Origin of the sequence: Hydrogenovibrio crunogenus (assembly GCF_004786015.1) — a bacterium.
In the GTDB taxonomy this organism is placed as follows: domain Bacteria; phylum Pseudomonadota; class Gammaproteobacteria; order Thiomicrospirales; family Thiomicrospiraceae; genus Hydrogenovibrio; species Hydrogenovibrio crunogenus.
This window is the reverse complement of sequence record NZ_CP032096.1, coordinates 477,188-500,944: the sequence shown is the minus strand read 5'-3', so window position 1 is coordinate 500,944 and position 23,757 is coordinate 477,188. Positions and strand designations below refer to the sequence as shown.

20 protein-coding genes are annotated in these 23,757 nt (G+C 43.2%); 15 read left to right on the top strand and 5 right to left on the bottom strand.

What is annotated here, in order from left to right; translation table 11 throughout:
• Window positions 1-10: 10 nt before the first annotated feature.
• The 4 genes from GHNINEIG_RS02305 to GHNINEIG_RS02290 all read right to left on the bottom strand — a co-directional run bounded on the left by GHNINEIG_RS02305 (window position 11) and on the right by GHNINEIG_RS02290 (window position 6,880).
• The gene (locus GHNINEIG_RS02305) at window positions 11-3,328 is read right to left on the bottom strand and encodes an efflux RND transporter permease subunit (RefSeq protein WP_135795148.1); all 3,318 of its coding nucleotides are present in this window, start codon (window positions 3,326-3,328) and stop codon (window positions 11-13) included.
• Window positions 3,328-4,449: an efflux RND transporter periplasmic adaptor subunit gene (locus GHNINEIG_RS02300; RefSeq protein WP_135795147.1), complete on the bottom strand. Its 1,122-nt coding sequence runs from the start codon at window positions 4,447-4,449 to the stop codon at window positions 3,328-3,330. Before GHNINEIG_RS02300 ends, GHNINEIG_RS02305 begins: the two co-directional genes overlap by 1 nt.
• 63 nt (window positions 4,450-4,512) lie before the next feature.
• A complete protein-coding gene (locus GHNINEIG_RS02295; protein ID WP_135795146.1) occupies window positions 4,513-5,925 on the bottom strand; it encodes a TolC family protein in 1,413 nt (470 codons plus the stop codon).
• A gap of 301 nt (window positions 5,926-6,226) precedes the next feature.
• Window positions 6,227-6,880 carry an alpha/beta hydrolase gene (locus GHNINEIG_RS02290; protein WP_135795145.1) on the bottom strand — a complete coding sequence of 218 codons (654 nt, stop codon included), beginning with the start codon at window positions 6,878-6,880 and terminating at the stop codon, window positions 6,227-6,229.
• Between the two features lie 132 nt (window positions 6,881-7,012).
• Between GHNINEIG_RS02290 and GHNINEIG_RS02285 the strand changes: the two genes are divergently transcribed.
• The 4 genes from GHNINEIG_RS02285 to GHNINEIG_RS02270 all read left to right on the top strand — a co-directional run bounded on the left by GHNINEIG_RS02285 (window position 7,013) and on the right by GHNINEIG_RS02270 (window position 11,803).
• Window positions 7,013-8,140, top strand: coding sequence for a 4-phosphoerythronate dehydrogenase (locus tag GHNINEIG_RS02285; RefSeq protein WP_135795144.1), 1,128 nt, complete (start codon window positions 7,013-7,015; stop codon window positions 8,138-8,140).
• A 216-nt stretch (window positions 8,141-8,356) separates the two neighbouring features.
• Window positions 8,357-8,926, top strand: a complete 570-nt coding sequence (locus tag GHNINEIG_RS02280; protein WP_135795143.1) for a DUF302 domain-containing protein — start codon at window positions 8,357-8,359, stop codon at window positions 8,924-8,926.
• Between the two features lie 517 nt (window positions 8,927-9,443).
• Window positions 9,444-10,820, top strand: coding sequence for an OmpP1/FadL family transporter (locus tag GHNINEIG_RS02275; protein ID WP_135795142.1), 1,377 nt, complete (start codon window positions 9,444-9,446; stop codon window positions 10,818-10,820).
• 152 nt (window positions 10,821-10,972) lie between these two features.
• Window positions 10,973-11,803: an NAD-dependent epimerase/dehydratase family protein gene (locus GHNINEIG_RS02270; RefSeq protein ID WP_135795141.1), complete on the top strand. Its 831-nt coding sequence runs from the start codon at window positions 10,973-10,975 to the stop codon at window positions 11,801-11,803.
• Window positions 11,804-11,875: 72 nt separating this feature from the next.
• Here GHNINEIG_RS02270 and GHNINEIG_RS02265 read toward each other — a convergent pair whose 3' ends face one another.
• On the bottom strand, window positions 11,876-12,397 hold the full coding sequence (locus GHNINEIG_RS02265; RefSeq protein WP_223260915.1) for an FxsA family protein: 522 nt from the start codon (window positions 12,395-12,397) through the stop codon (window positions 11,876-11,878).
• A gap of 162 nt (window positions 12,398-12,559) precedes the next feature.
• Between GHNINEIG_RS02265 and dsbD the strand changes: the two genes are divergently transcribed.
• The 11 genes from dsbD to GHNINEIG_RS02210 all read left to right on the top strand — a co-directional run bounded on the left by dsbD (window position 12,560) and on the right by GHNINEIG_RS02210 (window position 23,756).
• Window positions 12,560-14,749: a protein-disulfide reductase DsbD gene (gene dsbD / locus GHNINEIG_RS02260; protein ID WP_135795139.1), complete on the top strand. Its 2,190-nt coding sequence runs from the start codon at window positions 12,560-12,562 to the stop codon at window positions 14,747-14,749.
• A 277-nt stretch (window positions 14,750-15,026) separates the two neighbouring features.
• Complete coding sequence (gene aroQ, locus GHNINEIG_RS02255; RefSeq protein ID WP_135795138.1) at window positions 15,027-15,461, top strand: type II 3-dehydroquinate dehydratase; 435 nt, start codon at window positions 15,027-15,029, stop codon at window positions 15,459-15,461.
• 41 nt (window positions 15,462-15,502) lie between these two features.
• The gene (gene accB, locus GHNINEIG_RS02250; protein WP_135795137.1) at window positions 15,503-15,967 is read left to right on the top strand and encodes an acetyl-CoA carboxylase biotin carboxyl carrier protein; all 465 of its coding nucleotides are present in this window, start codon (window positions 15,503-15,505) and stop codon (window positions 15,965-15,967) included.
• 12 nt (window positions 15,968-15,979) lie between these two features.
• Complete coding sequence (gene accC / locus GHNINEIG_RS02245; RefSeq protein ID WP_135795136.1) at window positions 15,980-17,329, top strand: acetyl-CoA carboxylase biotin carboxylase subunit; 1,350 nt, start codon at window positions 15,980-15,982, stop codon at window positions 17,327-17,329.
• A 95-nt stretch (window positions 17,330-17,424) separates the two neighbouring features.
• Window positions 17,425-18,309 (top strand): 50S ribosomal protein L11 methyltransferase, encoded by an 885-nt coding sequence (prmA, locus tag GHNINEIG_RS02240; RefSeq protein ID WP_135795135.1) that lies wholly within the window; start codon window positions 17,425-17,427, stop codon window positions 18,307-18,309.
• An 11-nt stretch (window positions 18,310-18,320) separates the two neighbouring features.
• On the top strand, window positions 18,321-19,283 hold the full coding sequence (gene dusB / locus GHNINEIG_RS02235) for a tRNA dihydrouridine synthase DusB (RefSeq protein WP_135795134.1): 963 nt from the start codon (window positions 18,321-18,323) through the stop codon (window positions 19,281-19,283).
• A complete protein-coding gene (locus GHNINEIG_RS11805) occupies window positions 19,280-19,543 on the top strand; it encodes a helix-turn-helix domain-containing protein (RefSeq protein WP_135795133.1) in 264 nt (87 codons plus the stop codon). Before dusB ends, GHNINEIG_RS11805 begins: the two co-directional genes overlap by 4 nt.
• 61 nt (window positions 19,544-19,604) lie before the next feature.
• Window positions 19,605-21,167, top strand: a complete 1,563-nt coding sequence (gene purH / locus GHNINEIG_RS02225; RefSeq protein WP_135795132.1) for a bifunctional phosphoribosylaminoimidazolecarboxamide formyltransferase/IMP cyclohydrolase — start codon at window positions 19,605-19,607, stop codon at window positions 21,165-21,167.
• A gap of 44 nt (window positions 21,168-21,211) precedes the next feature.
• Window positions 21,212-22,504 carry a phosphoribosylamine--glycine ligase gene (purD, locus tag GHNINEIG_RS02220; protein WP_135795131.1) on the top strand — a complete coding sequence of 431 codons (1,293 nt, stop codon included), beginning with the start codon at window positions 21,212-21,214 and terminating at the stop codon, window positions 22,502-22,504.
• Window positions 22,505-22,606: 102 nt separating this feature from the next.
• Window positions 22,607-22,882: a late competence development ComFB family protein gene (locus GHNINEIG_RS02215; protein WP_135795130.1), complete on the top strand. Its 276-nt coding sequence runs from the start codon at window positions 22,607-22,609 to the stop codon at window positions 22,880-22,882.
• A gap of 88 nt (window positions 22,883-22,970) precedes the next feature.
• On the top strand, window positions 22,971-23,756 hold the full coding sequence (locus GHNINEIG_RS02210) for an outer membrane lipoprotein-sorting protein (RefSeq protein ID WP_135795129.1): 786 nt from the start codon (window positions 22,971-22,973) through the stop codon (window positions 23,754-23,756).
• Window position 23,757 lies beyond the last annotated feature (1 nt).

The window sequence follows — 23,757 nt, the reverse complement described above, 5'->3', positions numbered from 1 at the left end:
TTACTAAAAACTAAGGTTTCACTTGATTGCCTTCGGTGTATTTCACTCCCGAATGCCACTGCCAAATAAAGTAAAGCAATGGAATGACCAGCAAGGTCAAGACGGTTGAAGACAAGGTCCCGAAGATCAAGGAGACCGCCAACCCACCAAAGACCGGATCGGTAATCATAATCATTGATCCGAACATAATGGCCAATGCAGTTAACAAGATAGGACGGAATCGAACTTTTCCTGCTTCAATCACCGAGTCTTTCAGGGTTTTACCTTCCTGACGATATTCCAAGATGAAATCAATCAGCAACAAGGAATTTCGTACCACTATCCCCGCTAGAGCAATTACCCCAATCATCGATGTCGCGGTAAAGGCCTGCCCGGTTAACCAATGCCCAGGGAAGACCCCAATCATTGTTAACGGAATGGCACCCATTACGATGACAGGCATCATAAAGGACCGGTAATACCCTACCAAAATCAAGTAAATGAAAATCAACGCCACAATAAAGGCACTCCCCATATCCCGGAAAACATCTAATGTGAGTCGCATCTCGCCCCCCCACAATAAAGTGTATCCCATCACATCTTCTGGCTGAGCTTCCACAAACCCGAGATTGGCGGTATGGAAGGTCACATTGGATTCTGGTAGCTTCACACCATCCAGCATACCGTCTAAAGATAAGACCGCATACACAGGACTGGAGCGCAATAATTCACCGCCCACCATGACCATTTGATGTTGATCACGACCAATAATCGGCTTCGCTTGCGGCACCTCTTCAATTTTGGCAAAAGCAGAAATTGGCACCGATTCTCCAGAACGCGATTGTACATTTAACGACAACAACTGCTCAGGCACCGTTCTTTCAGAACGTGGCAAACGCACAATAATATTGACCGGTTCGCGCACATTATCCAAATGCATATATCCCAGTTCAAAGCCGTTAATATAGTCTCGCAACATTTTCGCAACTTCTGCCGGCACGATCCCCAGCAGGTTCGCTTGTGTACGGTCAATATTGATTTGATAACTGGTTGTGGTTGCCGTCACACTGTCATCAATATTCGCCAACCCATAGATATCATGCATTTTGGCATTAATCTCTTTGGCCGCCGTTCTTAACTTATCATAATCCGGACCATACAGTTCCGCCATAATCTGAGTCGTGACAGGGGGACCCGGTGGCGTTTCATAAAGTTTGATATTGGCATTAGGAAACACTTTCTTCACCGATGCCAATTTTTTATCCAACAACTGCACAATTTCATGCGAAGACAAATCTCGGTCATGTTTATTAACCAGATTGACACGAATCTGAGCAAAGTTAGACCCTTCTTTAATCAGGTCACCACGGACGAGTGCTGCAAAATCAATCGGAGCATGGTCACCCAAATAAACACTATAATCCGTCACAAACGGTGTATTTGCAATCACATCATTGACTCGGCGAACAACAATATCCGTCGCTTCAAGAGCGGTGCCTTCCGGCATATCGACCTGAACCAAAAAGGTACTGGTGTTGTCATAAGGCAACATTTTCACTTCCACACCTGCTGAATGAAGCGGGTTATTCATCCCGTCACCGCGCAGGAATTGTAGCGCCGGCTGAATCATTGCAGCAAACAGAGAAATCAACACCACAAATAAGAACACATTACGCTTGGTACGACTCTCCAGCATTGGCACGATTGATTTTTCATACAATGACTGCATCCAATCCGGCTTCGTCACATGATGAGATGCCAAGCTGTCGCGCTCTTTCATCTCTTTCAAGGCTTTCTTACCTAAGAAGCGGTAAGAAGCATAGGGCACTAAGATATAGGCAATCACCAGTGAAGCAATCATCGCCACAGGCACATTAAATGGAATCGGTGCCATAAACGGTCCCATCATCCCTGTAACAAACATCATGGGGATAAAGGCGAGGATAACCGCAAAAGTGGCCACATTCGTCGGATTACCAATTTCATTGGTTGCTCGAATTAAGACTTCATCGAACTTTTCCGGATCAAATCCGTCATGGATATGCCGGTGTATGTTTTCAATTACCACTATCGCGGCATCCACCAGCAACCCTAACGATAAAATCAATGCAAACAGCGTAATTCGGTTAATGGTTTGCCCAGAAACATACCCCACGAAAAGTACCACAAATAAAATCAATGGCACGGTCAAGGTTACAATGCCCGCTTCTCGCCAGCCTAAAAACAACACCATAACCACAATCACGGAAGCAACGGCTATTGCCAAGTGCTCCATGAGCAAGTTCACGGCAGCATTCGCCTTCTCACCATCATTACGGGTAACAAATACATCTACATTAGCGGGCAAAGTACTCTTTTTCAGCTCATGCAGCTTATCCAGCACCGCATCGGCCACTGTCACCGCATTGGTTCCAGGTTTTTTGGCAACCGATATCGTGACCGCTGGTCTCTCACCTCTCGCGGATTGTTCCGAAGCCACACCATAACCAATGCGTGTATCCGTATCGGTTTCTTTTGGACCGTCCTCAATTCGGGCGATGTCTTTTAAATAGATAGGTCGACCTTGTTCCATGCCAATAATGATTTCGCCCACTTCCTCAGCATTTCCAAGAAACCCATTGACCCGGATAGGATGGCTTTCATTGTTGCTGACCAGTGATCCGACAGGCAAGGAAACATTACTGCCCTTTAACATTTTGCTGATTTGCTCTAAAGACATGCCCGTTAAAGCAATTTTTTGAGCATCCAGCCAAACATTGACTGCTCTTTTCTGCCCACCAACCACTTCGGTAAAAGACACACCAGGCGTGTTTCGAAGGTTCTCTACCAACTTAAGGGAAATATCACGCAGGTCATACCCCGACAGTTCATCAGATGTGACCGCGAGGGTTAATATGGGGACATCATCAACATTAATGGGTTTAATCAACGGCTGCTGGGTATCCGGCGGCATTTTATCCATATTCTGCATGAGCTGGTTATACAGTTTCACCAAACTGTCCACCTGATTTTCACCCACGTCAAACTGAACCGTCACCACACCAAAATCATTCGAGGCATAACCAAAGGTATGTTTTACCCCCGGTAAAGCTCCCATAATGGTTTCAAGCGGTTTGACCACCATGTTTTGTACTTCACTTGGCGTCGCACCCCCTTTTGGCACAATGATGTTCGCTGCCGGCACCACGATTTGAGGGTTATATTCCCGAGGCGTCACCATATAAGCCAAAGCACCAGCCAAAGTGACCGCAACCATAATCATCATGGTAATTTTTGAATGAATAAACGCTTTTGCAAGCTTTCCTGCAATGTTTAAATCTGAAGTTTGCTTTTCATCTGTACTCGACATTAGGCAGCCCCTTTCTGTACCGTACTTTCAGAATGTTCCGAATCAATCGCCTCGACTTTGTCACCATTTAACAAACTCATATTGTTATCAACAACGATATGATCCCCAAGGTTCAAACCGGCTTTAATTTCAACTTTATTACCGATTTCTTCACCTAACCGCACCATATGAAAATAGGCTTTTCCGTCTTCGACAACAAAAACGCCTTCAATCCCTGAACGATTCAATACCGCTGTTTTAGGAACCATCATTGTTTGTCTTTCACCGCGTTTGAATCCAACACGTGCAAAAGTTCCACTGTTAACGTTGACTATCGACGGGAGACTTAATTTAACGGTATGCGTGCGCGTCTTAGGATCGGCCGCACTGACTAAGGTGTAAATCGTGCCTTTAATCGGTTCTGGCCTACCATCAATCATCACTTCAGCTTCGTCCCCTAGGCGCAACACCGCGAACAGATCTTCCGCGACCTGAGTTTTAACGCTTAGGGAGGTTAAGTTTTCTAAAACCAGTACAGGGTTACCTGGTGCAGCCAGCCCCCCCGCAACAGCCATTTTGTCTACGACAACCCCATCAAAAGGTGCTTTAACGTTAGCATAATTTAACTGAGATCTAGCTTGATTCAGATTGGTCTTCGCAGCCACCAGATTCTCTTGTGCTACTTTATATTGCAAACTGACCTTATCGAACTGCTGCTTGGAAACAGAATCGTCTTTATAAAGTTTTGAAAAACGATCATAGTCCAGTTTGGCATCTTTTAAAGCTGCCTGCGCTTGTTGATAAGCGGACTTTGCTTTTAAAATCTGGCTATTGACGTCACTGGAGTCAATAGAAAAAAGCAAGTCTCCTTTTTCTACTTCCTGCCCGACTTTAACGTTAAAATTCTTAATATACCCCATTAAACGTGAAGCAATCTGCGCTTTCTGGTCAGGCACCACTGCACCTGGCACTACCGCTTTCAAAGGAATCGTGCCCAAATTAACCGTTTCAACCGGCGCTTTAATGGTTTGCTGAATGCCATTTGTTTCGCTTGTTTCCTGTGAAGCCTCTTGGCTGCAACCAGACAAGCCAATCATTGCAATCAAACTACTTGTTAGCATCAGTTTTGACATGGTTTTCATTTCGTTCACCTATTAAATATTATTCTTTAAATATGGATTCATTTCGGGCGTTGAGCTTCGTCTTTACAATTGGTCAATGCTCATAACACCGGCTTCTAAACGCAATTTCGCTTTATGAATGTTCTTTTCAAAAATCGATTGAACCAAATCTGCCCTGGCTTTATCCAATTGCGCTTGACTGGCCAAGACTTCTGTCATCGTCGACACACCGTTCTTGTATCGTTTCATAATAAGGCGTTGTGCTTCTTCAGCTTGTTCAACCGCCAAACGGTTAGAAGATACTTGTTTTTCAGCCACTTTCAATGTGCGCCAGGATTTTAGAACCGCCAAACGGGTTTGGTTTTCTTGTGAACGTAACGCCGCTTGTTTTTGTCGAGCGGCCGCCCGTGCTTTATTAATTCGATTAGAGGTAATTCCGAAGTCAGTGATTTTCCAGGATACGATACCGGCGACTGTATATGAAGAGCTATCAAACCCAACAGTATCATCGTTAAACTCACCTCTTGCCATAATATTAAAGCTTGGATACTGGTCAGCCTTGCTGGCATCGATTGCCGCACGGCTTGAGCGAGCCTCTTCTCGTTGTGCTTCTAGCTTAGGGTTGGTTGTCGTTGCCATGGTCGTCAATTCGCCTATTGAATTAGCCGGCAAAGACACATCGACTCGAGGACCGATTTCCAAAGGCATGTTGGGGTCGACTGCCATCAGCATTTTTAAATTGTCTTTTGCAATCAACTCTTGCGTTTTTGCTTTTTCCAAAGCAGTTTTTGCTTCAGATAAGTGTACATTCGCACTCAATAACTCTGAACGAACCACCACACCTTGGTCCACTAAATTTTGCGTGGTTTTGACATAGGCCTCTGAAGCCTTAACTGCTTGCTGTGCTACCGAGACAAACGCTCTTGCGGTATGCACGCCTTCATAGGCCTGATAGACATTGTAAGTTAGATATTGCTGCACGGCTTTATCACCATGTTGTGCCGCTTTAATCATCGCTTTGGCTTGATTCTGATAACTGGATACCTTGCCACCATTCCAGACGGGAATCATCACCTCTAAGCGCGAATTAAAATCAGAGTATGAACCAGGGTTATTTAAGTCATCAGGTTTGTACTCATAATTACCAGCGCCGAACTCGGCCGCAGAGGTTGCATTAAAACCAAAATCGCTAAAAGCGGCATCTCTTTGACTGAGCTTCATTCCGAAAACATTCATAGCATTATTCGAGTTGGTTCCGGTAAAAGAAGCGGTTACTTGAGGCATCCGATTCGCATTGGATTCGGCCAGTGCGTATTCTGCTTGCTTCAATCGGTATTCACTCACTTCCATTTCAGGGTTTTGACCTAACGCTGTTTCCACACAGGCTTTGAAATCAAGTGATGCGGCCTCCGCTGAAGAGAAAAACGCAACCCACATGGCTATGGGTAAAAAAGAGGCGCGAGCTTTAAAATGGCACGGTGCACTTGTTGCTTTCATAAAGTGTTTCCCCAAGGCTTTTAGCAATTAAATTAAACGTTTTCACTAAGTGATTCTAAATAGCTTTATCGACCGTTATCACTGCTTTTATAAAGCAATCGAAGTAACGGTATAAGCCTGTTTGACAATAAAAACAAACATTACCGACCTTCGCACGATAACTCAAACTTATTAGAGTATTAGCATTTACTTATAATTGGCTCGAATTATATATAAGTTTTTCCTTATATTCCATGTTTTACCCAACAAAAAACACTGCCCTACCGGAAAATACTGACTAAAAGCGTCTAAACTCTCTTTCTCACTTTTCAAATGTCGTTATCAGTATCTTTTTTAACCAGATGAGCTGTCGATGAAAAAAGTGACTTGCCTCAGCGCGCCAGAAAACATCCGGTTGTTTTTTTATTTGCATCGCCCAGTCCAATACTTCTCTGGCATCAATCACCTCATCCTGCCCCCCTTGTATTAAATACCACGGCATTGTGGGTTCGATATCTGAAAAGTCATACATAGAAACTGGAGGAGCCACCGTACAAATAGCGGTGGGTTGAATTTGGTCGGCTTGCTTCAACACAATATAACTTCCAAAAGAAAACCCCGCTAAAACAAGCTCGGATAAATTGGCAGACTCTCTTAACCAGCGAACGACGTCATACAAATCTTGCTGTTCACCCCTACCGCCATCATAAGTCCCTTCAGACTCTCCCACACCACGGAAGTTGTAAGCTAAAGTGCCGTACCCCAAACTTTGGAATGTTTTTTCCATCGTAGTAACGACTTTATTATTCATTGTGCCACCAAATTGAGGATGAGGATGACTCAGAACCACCCACTTTTGAGGGCTGTCAGAAGCTAAGCTTGTCGTTGAATTTTCACCAGGCCTGGTCATTCTGATTTCAAGGCGGCCAGCTTGGCCGACAATAAAGTCTGGTGTAAGGGATGTTACATCTGTCATGTTTACTCAACTATTCTATTTACTGATTCATTAAAAGGCTTGATACAATATAGTGTAATCAAGTCATTAACGACTTCAAATCATTTAATCGACAAAATGATCCTTTAATTTTCTAATTTAAAACGGGTTTCCATGACGCCAAGCCGAACTTTAGTAATAGACGATGCCGTGCCTTATGCCAAAGAGCTGTTTGCTCACCTAGGAAATGTTATCTCTCTACCAGGAAAAGAAATCAACACAGAGCATCTTCAAAATGCAGATGCCTTGATTGTCCGTTCACGAACCCAAGTCAATTCGGCTTTATTGAAACACACGAACGTTTCCTTTGTTGGCAGCACTGTCGTGGGTTTAGACCATGTCGACCAATCCTATTTAAAAGCAAACGCCATCGAATTTTATTCAGCCCAAGGGTGCAATGCCAATTCCGTGTCTGAATATGTCATGACCAATATAGTCAATCTGGCGATTGAAAAAGGGTTCAAACTGTCAGAAAAAAGCCTGGCCATTATTGGCGTCGGCCACGTGGGCAAACTGGTAGAACAAAAGGCCAGTGCACTGGGTATGAAGGTTTTACTCAATGACCCACCAAGAGCTCGACAAGAGATGTCTGACGAGTTCATTGACTTAGATACAGCTCTTAAAGCGGACATTATTACCGTTCATACACCTTTGACACAAACAGGTCCGGATGCGACTTACCACCTCCTATCTGCTGACAAGCTCAAAAAAATTCAACCCCATCAAATCCTTATTAACGCGGCTCGCGGAGGTATCATTGACGAACAAGCCTGGATTCATACCCAGACTGAAAGCAATATCATCGACTGCTGGGAAAATGAACCGAATATCAATTCAGATCTCTACAATACAGCAGACATTGCAACGCCGCATATCGCCGGTCATGCCTTAGATGCCAAGATTGCAGGAAGCGAGATGGTTTATCAAGCACTTTGCCAACATTGGCAAATCCTCCCTGACGACGACTGGCGGAAGTTCTTACCGCCACCACCACCGCCAATATCACTTTCATTGACAGGCGATCTTCAGCAAGACATTCATAATGTATTACAACAGTGTTACCGCCCCGAAGACGACGATGCAGCCATTAGAGCTAATAACATTGTAGTCACCCATAAAAAATATGAATACTACCGAAGACACTATCCTGTTCATCGAGAGTGGCACCAACACAGGGTCATTAAAACGCCCGACCCAACCTTCAATAACCTTCTGTATTCTCTTGGATTTCAGCTCATTTGAGCCCATGACAAATAAACAGTTAATAAAAGAATTATATTAGTAAGTGATAATGTGTATAAAAGAAAGTTATTAGGTCACAAAAAAATTAATTTTTATTTTATAAATAACAAGAGTAACCTTGTTTGCTGAAAATTGATTCAAATCAAGCCTAAAAAATGCATTAGATTATAAATAAAGTGCGTTCTTGATTATAAAAAAGCAACGGAGAAAGACTCAATGAAAATAGCTAACTTTTTTAAAGCTGCCTTTATCGCCGCTTCTATTACAACATTAACAGGTTGTGGAACAATCAATGGCATCAACAACCTTGCTGATGGCGCTGGTGGCACATTTATGGAAATCTGGGATAAATGGGTTGAAGCAGAAGGTGACATCGCCGATGCAACCATGTGGGAAGTGAAAGTGGAAGACGGCGTTGAATTACAAGACGTCATCGACTCGATTAACAATGTCGGAATCAACCGTAACATCAAAAACGTTGGTGAACTGCCTTTATCAGAAGAACTGAAAGCACGTGGCATCGAATCAAAAGTCATTCACGTTATGTCTTTCTGTAACCCAGAAACAGCTCGTAAAATGGTTGATTTCTCACCTGCAATGGGTGGGTTCCTTCCTTGTCGTGTCAACATCATTGAAGAAGAAGATGGTCTTCACATTTATACAATGAACATGGACATGGCAATCAAAATGGGTAAAAAAATGCCGCCAGAACTAAGAGAAGCAACCATGAAAGTACGTGATACTATGTGGGAAATGCTACAAAAAGGTAAAGAAGGTGCGTTCTAAAACTTAACGCGTTCCAAACCCTTTAAATAAAGCCTGCTCTTTAGCAGGCTTTTTTATTCCTATCGACTTTTCTGTTAGATAAATGAAATACACTCCTTAAAGCGAAGACACCACTTTCAACTGAGCACCTCATACTAACCGCCCTCCATACCAACGCTTTAAATTATTTTTTAATAATATTAGCAAGTCATGATAAAAAAAATCAGCTCTCACATAAAATTATTTTCATTTGCCAAAAAGCTTAGCACTCTATAAGAAAATAATTATATTAGATTAATCTAATATTCTTTATTTTCAATAAGTTATGACAAAAATAAGTAATTATCCTACCCGGTAATTGTGTACTTATAAATACGGATTAACCCCCCTAATCGACCATAAAATTTTTTTAATTATTAAAAGCTTTGCAACTTCGGCATAGTAGCTTCTGACGAAAAACAGCATGCTGGCAGCGAAGTGATAAAACGGCACCAACATGCTTAAATTGTATTCATTAGATAAAAAAGAGAGACACTCGATGAAAAAAACAAGAATCGCTTTAGCAATTGCAACAGCTGCAATGGTTTCAACGCCTGTTCTAGCAACGAACGGTACTAACATGATTGGCTTAGGTGCACAATCAAACGCAATGGGTGGTACTGGGGTCGCGGCAAGCTACGGCGCTGAAACAGTTATCGCTAACCCGGCAATGATCGGTAAAACAACAGGAACCGAAATGACTTTCGGCGGCACTTTATTCATGCCATCCGTTGAAACAACTAACAACATTAAAAACAGTGCCGTTGCTGCAGCCAATGGTATTACGTCTGCACAAGCAGCTGCCAATGGAGCACCGATTGGAAGTGCAACAAGTGATGCAGATACCAATGTCATTCCTGCGGTTTCTTTATCAAGCCGTATCAATGATAAATTAACTTTCGGTATCGGGATGTTTGGAACATCAGGTATGGGGGTTGATTACCAAGATGAAGACATGTTATTTAACGCACAAACAAACATGCAAATCATGAAGTTTGCGCCAACCCTGGCTTATAATTCATCAAACTTCGGTTTTGGTGTATCGCCAATCCTTCAATATGGTTCACTAGACATTAATTTCAAAACGCAAATGACAAATAACAATGGTGCACCGATGTACGTTCAGTCTAGCGGAACCATCACCACAAACCAAACAACAACGCCAGCAATAAAAACGGTAGGTCATGGCATGGCTTCAGACCTTGGAATGGGCTTTAACATTGGTGGTTATTTTAATATCACTAATGACTTAACAGTTGCAGCTTCGTACTTGTCTGCTGTTGATATGAAGTATAAAGGCCAACTATCAACTGCATCAGGTGCATTTGTTAACCCGAATTCAGATTTCAAAACTGCATTTGGCGACAACCTTGAACAACCTTCTGAAATCAAAGTTGGTGCAGAATACGTCATGGGAAGCTTCTCTGTTAATGCCGACTATAAAAAAGTAGGCTGGGGATCAGCAAAAGGTTATAAAGACTTTGGTTGGGAAGACCAAGATGTATTTTCTGTAGGTGCAAAATTTGCTGCTAACAACTACTGGTTAGGTGCGGGTTACAACTACGGCAGCAACCCAATCAAGGAGCAAGATGGTACTACCTATAAAGGTGCCGTTGTGAACATGTTTAACAACACCTTCTTCCCTGCAATCACAGAAAGTCACTTCACTTTTGGTGGTGGGTATTCTATGACTAAAAATACAACATTAGAAGGATCTGTTGTGTATGCACCAGAAGTTAAAAACTCTGTTGATACAACAGGCGTTTCTTCTGCATTTGCAACAGGAATGGCAGGTTCACAAACTGCAGCAGCAAGTACCAGCACAACAAAGCATTCTCAAATTGGCTACACAGTGCAGGTAAAATATAACTTTTAATTGTCTAAATTAAGAGTTACTTCTAAGAGCCCCTTTTTAGGGGCTTTTTTTTGTCCTAAAAATAACTTTTTGACTTCTTAATCATTTGTCATATTCCCTTTCTCTTTTTTTGTGATACTATGCGAAAAACAAGCTAACTAAAAGGTAAATATATGGCGCGCGTTTTGATTGCAGGATGTGGCGATATTGGTTGTCGCCTAGGTGTAAACTTAGCGAAAAAAGGGCATGAGGTTTTTGGTATTCGGCGAGATACGTCAAAAATCACCTCCCCTATCCAGCCTATTGAAGCCGATTTATTTGGCCAATTACCCGAGCTTCCGGATCAACTTGATTATGTTTTTTATATTGTCTCGGCTAAAAGCTACAATGATGTCGCTTATTATAAAGCGTATGTTATGGGCTTAAAGCACTTAATTGATGCGCTTAAAGATCAACCTATCAAACACCTTTTCTTTATTTCAAGCTCATCGGTTTTTTCTCAATCCGAGGGAGAACGCGTCACAGAGGAAAGTCCAGCAGAAGGCAAAAACTTTTCTAGTCGTCGCTTACTGGAAGGAGAAGAGCTTGCTTTAACGGCTCCTTTTCCAGGCACAGTGATTCGATTTGGTGGCATTTATGGACCAGGAAGAACGTACCTCATTGATTTGGTCCTACAAGGTAAAGCGCATTGCATGGAAGATGTGTATAGCAATCGCATTCACTCCGAAGACTGTGTTGGTCTGTTGGAGCACTTAATGGAGCAACCCGATTTAGATCCGGTTTATATTGGCGTGGACGATGAACCGACGTTGACTTGTGAAGTGTATGAATGGTTGGCTGAGCAATTATCTGTTTCGAATATTGAACACCTTGAGCCGACAGAAAACAGCCGTGCATTAAGAAGCAATAAACGCTTGTCGAACGCTAAAATCAAAGCAACCGGCTACACATTCAAATACCCAAGTTATCGCGAAGGGTATTTAGAATTGCTTGAATCGATGTAAAAACAATCTATCAATAATGCTAAAAACGACCAGGCCTGGTCGTTTTTAATACAAGATTACTGATTCTTATATTCAGCGATTCGGCTTCTTATCATCGTCCAGCACCTCACCTTCAATCACATCCGACTCTTTATCCGGCGCACCCGACTCAATAATCCTGACATGCTGAATCGACTGACCATCTGAAGAACGTTCCGTCCACTCTGTTTCATATACCTGACCTTTATATTGAGCGTATTGCGTTTGACGCTGAGCGATTAATTTTTTCGAGAACAGACGTCTGACTGGTGGAATCAACAATAAAAATCCGATTGCGTCGGTAATCAGTCCCGGGATTAAAAGCATCAGTCCACCTAAAAAGATAAACACCCCTTCCATCATTTCTACTGCCGGCAATTGCCCTTGCGCCATATTCAGCTGTGCTTTTTGCATGGTAGAAACGCCTTGATGACGCATTAAGGCGGCTCCGATAATCGCGGTGACAATGGTTAACAAAATAGTAGGTAAAGCCCCAATCTCACTGCCAACTTCAATCAACACATAAAGTTCCACCAAAGGAACAAATAAAAATAATAGGAAGAAAATTTTAAACATAAAGGTCTCTTTTAAGACTGAATTCAAATAAAGCGTTTCTGCTTTAAAATTGATTGTCAGCATTTACACAAAGTTTGCACAACATCCTAACGCGATTCTACGTTAAAATCGTGATTAACTTATTACATAAGTCTTTAAATTGTTTTTTCAAGGTGGACATAAATGAGAAACACATCGTTTTTTAAATATCTATTAACGATATTGTTATTTTTAACATTCCATTCGGTAGCCGCATCGGATGAGTTATTAGATGTTGATCAAGCTTTTTCCTTACAGCCGGTTAAGGTTGAGAATGGCCAATTCAAAATCAGCTGGAAAATTGCAGACGATTACTATTTATACAAAAAACGCATTTCAATCGAATCGGAAGACTTAGAACTCAGTCCACCACATTACCCTAAAGCCATTACTAAAAATGATCCTGCCTTTGGCCAGAGCGATGTGTTTAAACACCAACTAACCGTAACACAACCCTATTCAGGAAGCGTTACGAAAGCAAACTTAACAATCAAATACCAGGGGTGTGCTGAAAAACTTGGCGTTTGCTATCCTCCGCAAACGAAATCTGTCACGGTTGAACTGCCTGCCGCCGCAGACACCAACGGCAATACCCTTGCGGATTTAAACAGCTTAATCATCGACAGTTCCGGAGCAGACTTACTGCCTGCAGATGAAGCTTTTCAGCTACAGGTGACTCCCAACGATAACAATCAACTAATGCTTGATTTTAGAGTCGCTGAAGGCTACCACCTGTACAAGGATAAAATTAAAGTCCTACTTAAACAAGGAAATGCCACCCTCGGTTCTCTTCAATTACCTGAAGCCATACAAACAAATGATCCAGTGTTTGGTGACGTTCAAGTTTATCATGGCGATTTCCAAGCCATTCTGCCAGTGAATCATATTGTCGGCGCTGCTGAAATAGAAATCCACTATCAAGGTTGTTCATCTGAATCTGGCGTATGCTACCCACCCGCGAAAAAACTGATGACGGTAAATGCCAGTGACTTCAAACAAACAAGCACAAACTTACCGACTCAAACAACGACGTCTGAAAATCTATCTGAAACCGACCAGATCACCAGCACCTTACAAAACAGTTCGGTTTGGATTGTCATTGGCACCTTCTTTTTGTTTGGACTATTACTGTCTTTAACACCTTGCGTTTTTCCAATGATTCCAATCCTCTCCAGCATCATTGTTGGACAAGGAGATCAACTCACCACGCGCAAAGCTTTCATCATGTCTCTAGTCTATGTTCTGGCGATGTCGGTTACCTATACCGCTGCCGGGGTTTTAGCAGGGATTTTTGGCGAAAACCTCCAGGTCCTTTTCCAAAATCCATGGATTATTGGGAGTTTTGCATTGATTTTCATTGCTTTGGCCTTCTCCATGTTCGGTTTCTATGAACTACAACTACCAAGTGGCCTGCAATCCAAAATCACGAATTTATCTAATAAACAACAGGGCGGCACCTTAACGGGTGTCGCCATCATGGGGTTCTTATCGGCTCTAATTGTCGGCCCTTGTGTGGCACCGCCTCTTGCCGGCGCCCTGATTTACATCGGGCAAACCGGCGATGCGCTTCTTGGCGGCACCGCTTTATTTGCTATGAGCATGGGGATGGGCGTGCCTCTATTGTTATTAGGAACGTCCGCCGGGAAACTCCTTCCTCGCGCTGGCGCCTGGATGGATAACGTTAAGGCCATCTTCGGTGTTCTGATGATCGGGGTTGCCATTTGGATGGCCGAAAGAATCCTTCCCGAATGGACAATTCTATTTGCCTGGGCGGCGTTACTGATCGGTTCCGCTATTTATCTCGGAGCTCTGGAACCGGTTGGCGACAAATCCGGCTGGCATAAGTTCGCAAAATCCATTGGTGTGATCTTTTTGATCTACGGTATGGTAATACTGATCGGTTTGGCCGGTGGTAGCAAAAATGTCTTGCAACCGTTAACGGTATTTCAGTCATCCGGAACCAGCAGTAGCAGCCAGACTGAACATCTAAACTTCAAGACTATTCGTACCTTAGCGGAGCTGAAGCAAGAAGTCGCCAAAGGGAATCCAGTGATGCTCGACTTCTATGCAGATTGGTGCATCAGTTGTAAGGAAATGGAAAAATTCACATTCTCCGATCCAGGTGTTCAGAGCGCATTGGCAAATGTCACCCTCTTAAAAGCCGATGTGACCGCCAATAATGCAAATGATAAAGAGTTAATGAAAGCATTTAACATCATCGGCCCCCCTGCTATTCTGTTCTTTAACCATCAACAAGAACAAAAAGCACAACGCGTGGTTGGTTTCAAAAAAGCAGCTGACTTTACACAGAATATCAATCAAGCTTTTCAATAAGATTTATTTTAATCAAAAACGTCACGAAAAACGGCCAGGCCTGGCCGTTTTCATTCTAGATAACACCACCTTTCAATACGTTTTTTATCTCATCTTGATGACAAAAACGCCGTTTTAAAGAACTCAACCCTGTTTTTTTCATTTAATTTAAACTTCGCAACATTTCACGAATTTTCACGACTTTTTTATAACTTTCTATATCGTTAAAGCTAACTTTCAGGTATAATTTTCAACAATTTAATGATTAGCTCCGCTGAAATGCATCAAGGATACTTTCATGGCAAACATTCTCGTAATCAATGGTCCCAATCTCAATATGCTAGGCAAAAGAGAGCCTGAACATTATGGCCGCCAAACCTTAGGCGACATTATTGAAGAACTCGAAACCCTTGCTGATGATTACGAAGTACGTCTATACAACTTCCAGAGTAATGCCGAGCACGAAATAGTGGAACGCATCCAAACCGCGATTGAAGATATTGATTTTATTATCATCAACCCTGCCGCTTTCACACACACCAGTGTTGCAATACGGGATGCTTTATCGACCGTCAAGATTCCTTTTATTGAAGTGCATTTATCTAACATTCACAAAAGAGAAGCTTTTCGAACCCATTCATATTTTTCTGACCTGGCTGAAGGCGTGATTGCCGGTCTGGGTCCAATAGGCTATCAGCTCGCGCTGGCTGCCGCAGTTGAAAAACTGAAATAAAAATACATTTAAATAACGACTATTTAAGAGGAATAGAGAACATGGATATTCGTTCAATTCGTAAATTGATTGAAATTGTAGAACAGTCTGACGTTGCTGAAATTGAAATTAAAGAAGGTGAGCACAACATTCGCATCACTCGTAGCAAAGAGCCTGTCATGATGTCTGCGCCTGCAGCGCCAGCACAAATGGCTTATGAAGCTGCACCCGCTGCGGCTGCACCACAACAATCTGCCGCACCTGCGGAATCACCTGCGGCTCCTGCAGAAACAGGACATACCGTTCCATCTCCAATGGTCGGGACTTTTTATGCCTCACCTTCTCCGGATGCGGGTCCATTTGTCAGCGTGGGAGACCAAGTCTCAGCCGGTGACACCCTTTGTATTATTGAAGCGATGAAAATCATGAATCCAATTGAAGCAGATGTTTCTGGAACCGTGAAGAAAATTCTTGTTCAAAACGCTGAACCTGTTGAGTTCGGTCAAGCTTTATTCATCATCGAATAATAGGATACCTGCATGATTGAAAAAATTCTGATTGCCAACCGTGGAGAAATTGCACTACGCGTGCTAAGAGCCTGTAAAGAAATGGGCATCAAAACGGTCGCAGTCCACTCCACAGCAGATGCTAACCTAAAACATGTCTTGCTAGCAGATGAGTCTGTGTGTATTGGGCCTGCACCGTCTTCTGAAAGTTACCTCAATATTCCAGCCATTATTTCAGCCGCTGAAATCACGGATGCCGAAGCGATTCACCCAGGGTATGGTTTCTTATCTGAAAATGCCGACTTTGCCGAGCGCGTTGAAGAAAGCGGATTTATTTTTATGGGGCCTAAGGCTGAAACGATCCGCATTATGGGCGACAAAGTATCCGCTATCCGTGCGATGAAGGCGGCAGGTGTTCCTACCGTTCCCGGCTCCGGCGGCCCATTAAGCGACGATGAAGAAGCTAATAAACAACTGGCTAAAGAAATTGGCTACCCAATTATCATCAAAGCTTCCGGTGGTGGTGGTGGACGCGGTATGCGCGTTGTTCATACCGAATCAAACCTGATTAAGTCAATTCAGTTGACTAAATCAGAAGCAGGTAGCTTCTTTGGTAACCCAGAAGTGTATATGGAAAAATTTCTGGAAACGCCGCGCCACATTGAAATTCAAGTACTGGCCGATGGGTTGGGCAACGCCATTCACCTAGGAGAGCGTGACTGCTCAATGCAGCGTCGTCATCAAAAGGTGGTTGAAGAAGCCCCTGCGCCGGGCATTACAGAAGAACAACGTAACCGTATCGGGCAAGCTTGTGTAAACGCCTGTATTGAAATCGGCTATCGTGGTGCGGGAACCTTTGAATTTTTATATGAAAACGGCGAGTTTTATTTCATTGAAATGAATACCCGTTTACAAGTAGAACACCCTGTAACGGAACAAGTCACGGGCGTGGACTTAGTAAAAGCTCAGATCGAAATTGCAATGGGTAAACCGCTAAGCATCAAGCAGGAAGATATCATCATTCGAGGTCATGCCATTGAATGTCGTATCAATGCCGAAAACCCATCGAACAACTTTATTCCTTCTCCAGGTAAAATTGAACGTTTACACTTAGCCGGTGGAATTGGCGTTCGTTGGGATTCTCATATTTATACGGGTTACCCAGTTCCGCCGCACTACGATTCAATGATAGGGAAACTGATTTGTTATGGCCCTGACCGTACTTCAGCCGTGGCACGTATGGACACTGCTTTGGATGAGTTGATTATCCAAGGCATTGAAACCAATATTCGTATGCAACGCGAAATCATGAATGACTTTGGGTTCTGTGAAGGTGAACAAAATATCCATTATTTAGAACACCGATTGGAACATCTCGTTTAGACTCTAGTTCATCACAAACTCATTAACATCAACCACGTTGAGCCTATAATGTAACTATTTATCGGCCGCGTGGTTTTTACGTTTAAAGGACCCTTATGGCTTGGATTCAAATTAACACCACGGTTTCAGAAGCACTTGCAGAACCACTATCAGATGCATTCATGGAAGTAAATGCAGCATCCGTCACATTTGCAGACGCAAAAGACCAACCCATTTTTGAACCTGAAATTGGCACAACCCCTATTTGGAATCAAACCAAAGTCATCGGTTTATTTGATGCCGAAACCGACATTCCAGCGATCATCAGTCAACTAGAAACCTTAATACCGGATATACCAGCTGAGTGCTATAGCATTGAAGCGCTTGAGGACAAAGACTGGATTCGAGCCTGGATGGATCAATTTCAACCCATGCAGTTTGGTTCACGACTCTGGATTATACCCAGTTGGTGTGACATCCCTGAACCCGAAGCAGTTAACCTCATGCTAGACCCAGGGATGGCATTTGGGACAGGGACTCACCCAACCACGGCTTTATGCCTTACTTGGCTCGACCAAAACCCACCTACTGATTTAACTGTCATTGACTATGGTTGCGGTTCAGGCGTATTGGCACTCGCCTCTGAAAAGTTAGGCGCAAAACAGGTAAAAGGCACCGATATTGACCCACAAGCGATTATCGCCAGTCAACAAAATGCGGATAGAAATGAGGCCGATATTGAATTCAAACTGGTCAAAGAATTTCATTCCGATCCTGTTGACCTATTAATTGCTAACATTCTTGCAGGGCCTCTCAAAGAACTGGCACCAGAATTTATTCGTTTGATGAAGCCAAATGCCACGCTGGTGTTATCAGGTTTATTAAGCAACCAGGCAGCAGATTTGATTAGCTTTTACCAGCAACAAGGATTTGAATTGATTGCTCAAAATGATTTGGATGAATGGTCTCAACTTAGCTTTAAAAAGCTAGCGGCGACTTAACTGCTTTCAACATGATGCCCTTATTTGATTCTGACACCCCCACAATTGCACTGGCGCCTATGGCAGGTATTACCGACCGAATTTATCGAGATATCTGCCGTGAGACTGGTGCCAGTTATGCGGTGTCAGAAATGGTCGCTTCCAAAAAGCAATTACGCGAATCGGCAAAATCTTCAACGCGCCATGCGGATAAAACAGAAACTTCTCCCCGGATTGTTCAATTGCTGGGCACCCAACCCGATGAGCTGGTGGACGCTGCATTATGGCAACAATCCCAGGGAGCGGATATGATTGATCTCAACATGGGGTGTCCAGCAAAAAAGGTGTGTGATGTGGCCGCTGGCTCTGCTTTAATGGGGCAACCTGAACTGGTTGCCGATATTTTTAAAAGTTTGACCGAAGCAATTGACCTTCCTGTAACGGTTAAAATCCGAACCGGAACCGATGCGGATAACATCAATGCCATTGAAATTGCCAAACTGGCACAAGACTCCGGCTTAAAAGCCATTACCATCCATGGTCGCACCCGTGTGGATAAATTTAATGGCCAAGCCGAATACGACACCATTAAAGCCGTTAAACAGGCGGTTGAAATCCCAGTTATTGCAAACGGTGATATTTGCAGCCCAAAAGAGGCTCAATTTGTATTAAAATATACAGGTTCAGATGGCATTATGATTGGTCGAGCCGCCCAAGGATATCCTTGGATTTTCAGAGAGATAGCACACTTTCTAGAAACCGGGGAGTTTTTGCCCCCTCCTAGTTTGGCTGAATTTCAGCAAGTGATGACTCGACACTTTTCAGAACTCGAAACACTTTATGGTAAATATTTAGGCCATAAAATTGCTCGAAAGCATCTGGGCTGGTACAGCCAATACCTTCCCAACGGTACAGAGCTAAGAAAAAGATTTAATCGGCTTGAGAGTACTCAAGCACAACTCAACTTAATCAACCATTACTTTGATACTTTATGACATTACTATCTGATAATAACCCAGCCAGTCAAGCACTCAGCACCCATGTCACCATGACGCTGAAAAACTATTTTGAAACACTGGAAGGTGAAGTGCCGAGTGATGTTTATCAAATGGTGATAAGCCAAGTAGAGCGTCCGCTCATCGAATTTGTTTTAAACGAAACTGCGTTCAATCAAAGTCGATCAGCTGAAATATTAGGTATTAACCGAAATACCTTAAGAAAAAAAATGCAGCTTTATAAAATAACGCCTGCGTAACGAATTCGCCTTTAATAGGCACCCTTTTTACTGACTAACCAATTTTGGAGAGAAATCCCTTATGAAACCTGTTCGCCGCGCCCTGATTAGCGTCTCAGATAAAAATGGCATTTTAGAGTTTGCCAAATCTTTAACCGCTATGGATGTTGCCATCTTATCAACAGGAGGAACCTATAAGGTTCTTTCTGAAGCAGGTCTGCCTGTCACAGAGGTTTCAGAATACACCGGTTTCCCTGAAATGATGGATGGTCGAGTCAAAACACTTCATCCAAAAATCCACGGCGGTTTACTGGGTCGCCGTGGTACAGATGATGCCGTTATGACTGAACATGGTATTGACCCTATCGATATGGTGGTGGTTAATCTGTATCCTTTCGAAGCCACGGTGGCCAACCCGGATTGTTCATTAGAAGATGCCATTGAAAACATTGATATTGGAGGGCCGACAATGCTTCGCTCGGCGGCCAAAAACCATAAAGATGTTGCCGTTGTCACAGATCCACAAGACTATGCTCGCATTCTAGAAGAAATGGAATCGAATAATGGCCAACTGTCTCATGCTACCCGTTTTGATTTAGCCATCAAGACATTTGAGCAAACGGCTCGCTATGACGGGGCAATCTCAAACTACTTCGGAACCATGTTCAGCGAAGATAAAAACGATACTTTCCCGCGCACATACAACACTCAGTTTGTGAAAAAACAATCAATGCGTTATGGAGAAAATCCACACCAGTCGGCGGCCTTCTATACGGAGCGAAACCCAACGGAAGCGTCTATTTCAACCGCCAAACAGTTACAAGGTAAGGCTCTGTCATTCAATAACATTGCTGACACCGATGCAGCATTAGAGCTGGTCAAAACGTTTGATGAAACGGCTTGTGTCATTGTTAAACATGCTAACCCTTGTGGCGTATCTGTTGGTCAAAACGTTTTTGAAGCTTATGATCGAGCGTACAAAACCGATCCCACGTCAGCATTTGGAGGCATCATTGCTTTCAACCGCGCATTGGATCAAGAAACGGCTCAAGCCATTATTGATCGTCAATTTGTGGAAGTCATCATCGCACCGAATGTATCAGAAGATGCAAAGAATGTTATTGCCGCCAAACAAAATGTCCGTTTACTGGTGTGTGGAGATCTAGGTATCCAAGAACCGGCTTATGATTACAAACGGGTTACCGGCGGTTTATTGGTGCAAGACCGTGACTTAGGTTCGGTTACTGAAGACGAGCTTAAGGTGGTAACCAAGCGTGCGCCGAGTGAAAAAGAAATGGCGGATTTACAATTTGCCTGGAAAGTAGCGAAATACGTTAAGTCCAATGCCATTGTTTATGTAAAAGACGGCATGACCATTGGGGTAGGTGCGGGGCAAATGAGCCGCGTTTATTCTGCGAAAATTGCCGGCATTAAAGCAGCCGATGAAGGTCTTGAAGTGCCGGGTTCAGTGATGGCTTCCGATGCATTTTTCCCTTTCAGAGATGGCATTGATGCGGCAGCCGAAGCCGGCATCACAGCTGTAATACATCCAGGTGGCTCCATGCGAGATCAGGAAGTGATTGATGCAGCGGATGAGCACGGCATCGCGATGGTCTTTACTGGCATGCGTCACTTCAAACACTAAATACACTGATTGAAATACGATAGATTTACAAGAGAGAAAAACACATGAATGTACTCATTATTGGAAGCGGTGGCCGCGAACATGCTTTGGCGTGGAAAACCATTCAATCAGATAAGGTTTCAAAAGTATTTGTTGCACCTGGCAACGCTGGAACGGCACTGGAAGACAATATCGAAAATGTTGATATTGCCGTTGAGGACTTACCAGGCCTGGTAGATTTTGCTCAAAACAATGCCATTGAACTCACCATTGTTGGCCCGGAAGTGCCTCTTGTGCTTGGTGTGGTTGACGCTTTTGAAGCGGCAGGCCTAAAATGCTTTGGTCCAAGCAAGGGAGCAGCGCAACTGGAAGGATCTAAAGCTTTCTCTAAAGATTTTTTAGCGAAACACAACATTCCAACAGCCGCCTACTCCGTGTTCACAGAGATCCCGCCTGCAGTGGCTTATATTAAAGAGATGGGCGCGCCAATTGTCATTAAAGCCGATGGCTTAGCCGCAGGTAAAGGCGTTATCCTGGCTGAAACCAATGCCGAAGCGATTGCCGCAGTAGAAGATATGCTAGCAGGTAATAAATTTGGGGACGCTGGTGCACGTGTTGTTATTGAAGAATTTCTAGTCGGCGAAGAAGCCAGTTTTATCGTGATGGCAGATGGTCAAAACATCTTACCTATGGCGACTTCTCAAGACCATAAAGCCCGAAACAATGGTGATACCGGGCCAAATACAGGCGGTATGGGGGCTTATACCCCTGCGCCAGTGGTGACGCGTAAAATCCATGACCGCATTATGCAGGAGATCATTCGTCCAACCATTGATGGGATGGCTAAAGACGGCCTACCCTATACTGGATTTTTATATGCCGGGATTATGATTGCACCGGATGGGACACCGAAAGTCCTTGAATTTAACTGCCGCTTTGGTGATCCTGAAACTCAGCCTATCATGATGCGCTTACAATCCGACTTATCTGAACTGTGTTTAGCGGCATTGGATAAAAAACTAGACACGGTAACCGCTAAATGGGATTCCCGTCCTGCATTAGGTGTCGTTTTAGCCGCTGGCGGCTACCCTGATGAATACCGTAAAGGAGATGTCATCCAAGGCATTGAAGATGCCAACAATACGGATATTAAAGTTTTCCATGCGGGTACCCGTTTGAATGATCAAGGACAACTGGTTACATCAGGAGGGCGCGTTCTTTGTGTGACCGCGCTAGGCGAAAATGTTACCGATGCTCAGAAACGTGCCTATGAAGGGGTTTCAAAAATTCATTGGGAAGAGGTTTATTACCGTACTGACATTGGTCATCGTGCCGTTAAACGTGAATCCTTAAGTTAAGGATAAAACGCCTCTCACTTAAAAAGCACTCAACGAGTGCTTTTTTTATATCTATATTTTCGGTATAGTAAAATAATGGTTATTCATTAAGGAATTTTACTCATGTCTGAACTTCAATCCGTCCATAATTACTATGAAAGACCTGTCTTTAATCATATACAAGAAAACTATCTCGATGTCGGATTAACTGAAAACCAGCTGGCAGATATGGCCTGTATCGCACTCAACCGTATTGCACCTCGCTATATTCGTCATGATATCGACATGTCTTTTTACATGTCCTCCGAAGAATACCAGGAAATACAAGCACGCATTCAAAAGGCCGTTAAAAAAGCCTATAAAAAAGTGAAAAAATTAGATGGGCTAGAAGAGGCCTAATTTAAAGCTTTAAATTATAAGCCTCTTCTTTCTGAAAAAAAGATGCCCCTCCATTGCTTCACATCACACTTCTTATTTAGGAGCAGAGATGCAGCATTCTAAGATTTTGATCTCCATTAAAACAGTAAGTAGCCCCCTAAGCTTATCAACTCTACTTTTCCTTATTTTTTCTTTGCCGGTAAAGGCGATGCAAGCAGACGAACTGGTTCGTCATATTGATAGCTTATGGCGCGGAACGACATCTCATGCATTCATGACCATGAGCGTCAAAACACAACGTTATCAAAGAAACATGACAATGGAAGCCTGGTCTCTGGGGAATGACTATTCATTGGTTGTCATTCAGAAACCCATTAAAGATCGAGGTATTTCGACTTTAAAGGTGGAACAAAACATCTGGAACTATTTGCCTAAAATCAACCGCGTCACCAAAGTGCCGTCAAGCATGATGTCCGGCTCTTGGATGGGAAGCCATTTCACGAATGATGATCTCGTAAAGGAAAGCACCTTTGAACAGGATTATGATTCGACTATCACATTTGAAGGGCTTCGAAATAATCAAAATATTTATGAACTAACCTCTATTCCAAAACCGAATGCCGCTGTCGTTTGGGGGAAGGTTGTGATGCAGATCACACAATCAACTTTGGCCCCTATCAAAGGGCTCTACTATGATGAAGATGGCCATCTGATTCGCACCCTAACATTTGATCAAATTCAAAAAATCGGTGAGCGGATCATCCCCATGCGAATGACATTACAGCCAATAGACAAGCCATCAGAATCAACCGTCATTCTCTACAACGACATTCAGTTCGATATCCCTTTAACTAAAAACTTTTTTTCATTAAGAAATCTTAAACAGCGGCATTAAC

Bases quoted from the DNA above. Each gene is read 5' to 3' on its own strand.
- purD (WP_135795131.1), top strand. From the start codon at position 21,212: ATGAATGTACTCATTATTGGAAGCGGTGGCCGCGAACATGCTTTGGCG.
- GHNINEIG_RS02215 (WP_135795130.1), top strand. From the start codon at position 22,607: ATGTCTGAACTTCAATCCGTCCATAATTACTATGAAAGACCTGTCTTT.
- accB (WP_135795137.1), top strand. From the start codon at position 15,503: ATGGATATTCGTTCAATTCGTAAATTGATTGAAATTGTAGAACAGTCT.
- aroQ (WP_135795138.1), top strand. From the start codon at position 15,027: ATGGCAAACATTCTCGTAATCAATGGTCCCAATCTCAATATGCTAGGC.
- accC (WP_135795136.1), top strand. From the start codon at position 15,980: ATGATTGAAAAAATTCTGATTGCCAACCGTGGAGAAATTGCACTACGC.
- GHNINEIG_RS02290 (WP_135795145.1), bottom strand. From the start codon at position 6,880: ATGACAGATGTAACATCCCTTACACCAGACTTTATTGTCGGCCAAGCT.
- purH (WP_135795132.1), top strand. From the start codon at position 19,605: ATGAAACCTGTTCGCCGCGCCCTGATTAGCGTCTCAGATAAAAATGGC.
- dusB (WP_135795134.1), top strand. From the start codon at position 18,321: ATGATGCCCTTATTTGATTCTGACACCCCCACAATTGCACTGGCGCCT.
- GHNINEIG_RS02285 (WP_135795144.1), top strand. From the start codon at position 7,013: ATGACGCCAAGCCGAACTTTAGTAATAGACGATGCCGTGCCTTATGCC.
- dsbD (WP_135795139.1), top strand. From the start codon at position 12,560: ATGAGAAACACATCGTTTTTTAAATATCTATTAACGATATTGTTATTT.
- GHNINEIG_RS02280 (WP_135795143.1), top strand. From the start codon at position 8,357: ATGAAAATAGCTAACTTTTTTAAAGCTGCCTTTATCGCCGCTTCTATT.
- prmA (WP_135795135.1), top strand. From the start codon at position 17,425: ATGGCTTGGATTCAAATTAACACCACGGTTTCAGAAGCACTTGCAGAA.
- GHNINEIG_RS02270 (WP_135795141.1), top strand. From the start codon at position 10,973: ATGGCGCGCGTTTTGATTGCAGGATGTGGCGATATTGGTTGTCGCCTA.
- GHNINEIG_RS11805 (WP_135795133.1), top strand. From the start codon at position 19,280: ATGACATTACTATCTGATAATAACCCAGCCAGTCAAGCACTCAGCACC.
- GHNINEIG_RS02300 (WP_135795147.1), bottom strand. From the start codon at position 4,449: ATGAAAACCATGTCAAAACTGATGCTAACAAGTAGTTTGATTGCAATG.
- GHNINEIG_RS02265 (WP_223260915.1), bottom strand. From the start codon at position 12,397: ATGTTTAAAATTTTCTTCCTATTATTTTTATTTGTTCCTTTGGTGGAA.
- GHNINEIG_RS02295 (WP_135795146.1), bottom strand. From the start codon at position 5,925: ATGAAAGCAACAAGTGCACCGTGCCATTTTAAAGCTCGCGCCTCTTTT.
- GHNINEIG_RS02210 (WP_135795129.1), top strand. From the start codon at position 22,971: ATGCAGCATTCTAAGATTTTGATCTCCATTAAAACAGTAAGTAGCCCC.
- GHNINEIG_RS02305 (WP_135795148.1), bottom strand. From the start codon at position 3,328: ATGTCGAGTACAGATGAAAAGCAAACTTCAGATTTAAACATTGCAGGA.
- GHNINEIG_RS02275 (WP_135795142.1), top strand. From the start codon at position 9,444: ATGAAAAAAACAAGAATCGCTTTAGCAATTGCAACAGCTGCAATGGTT.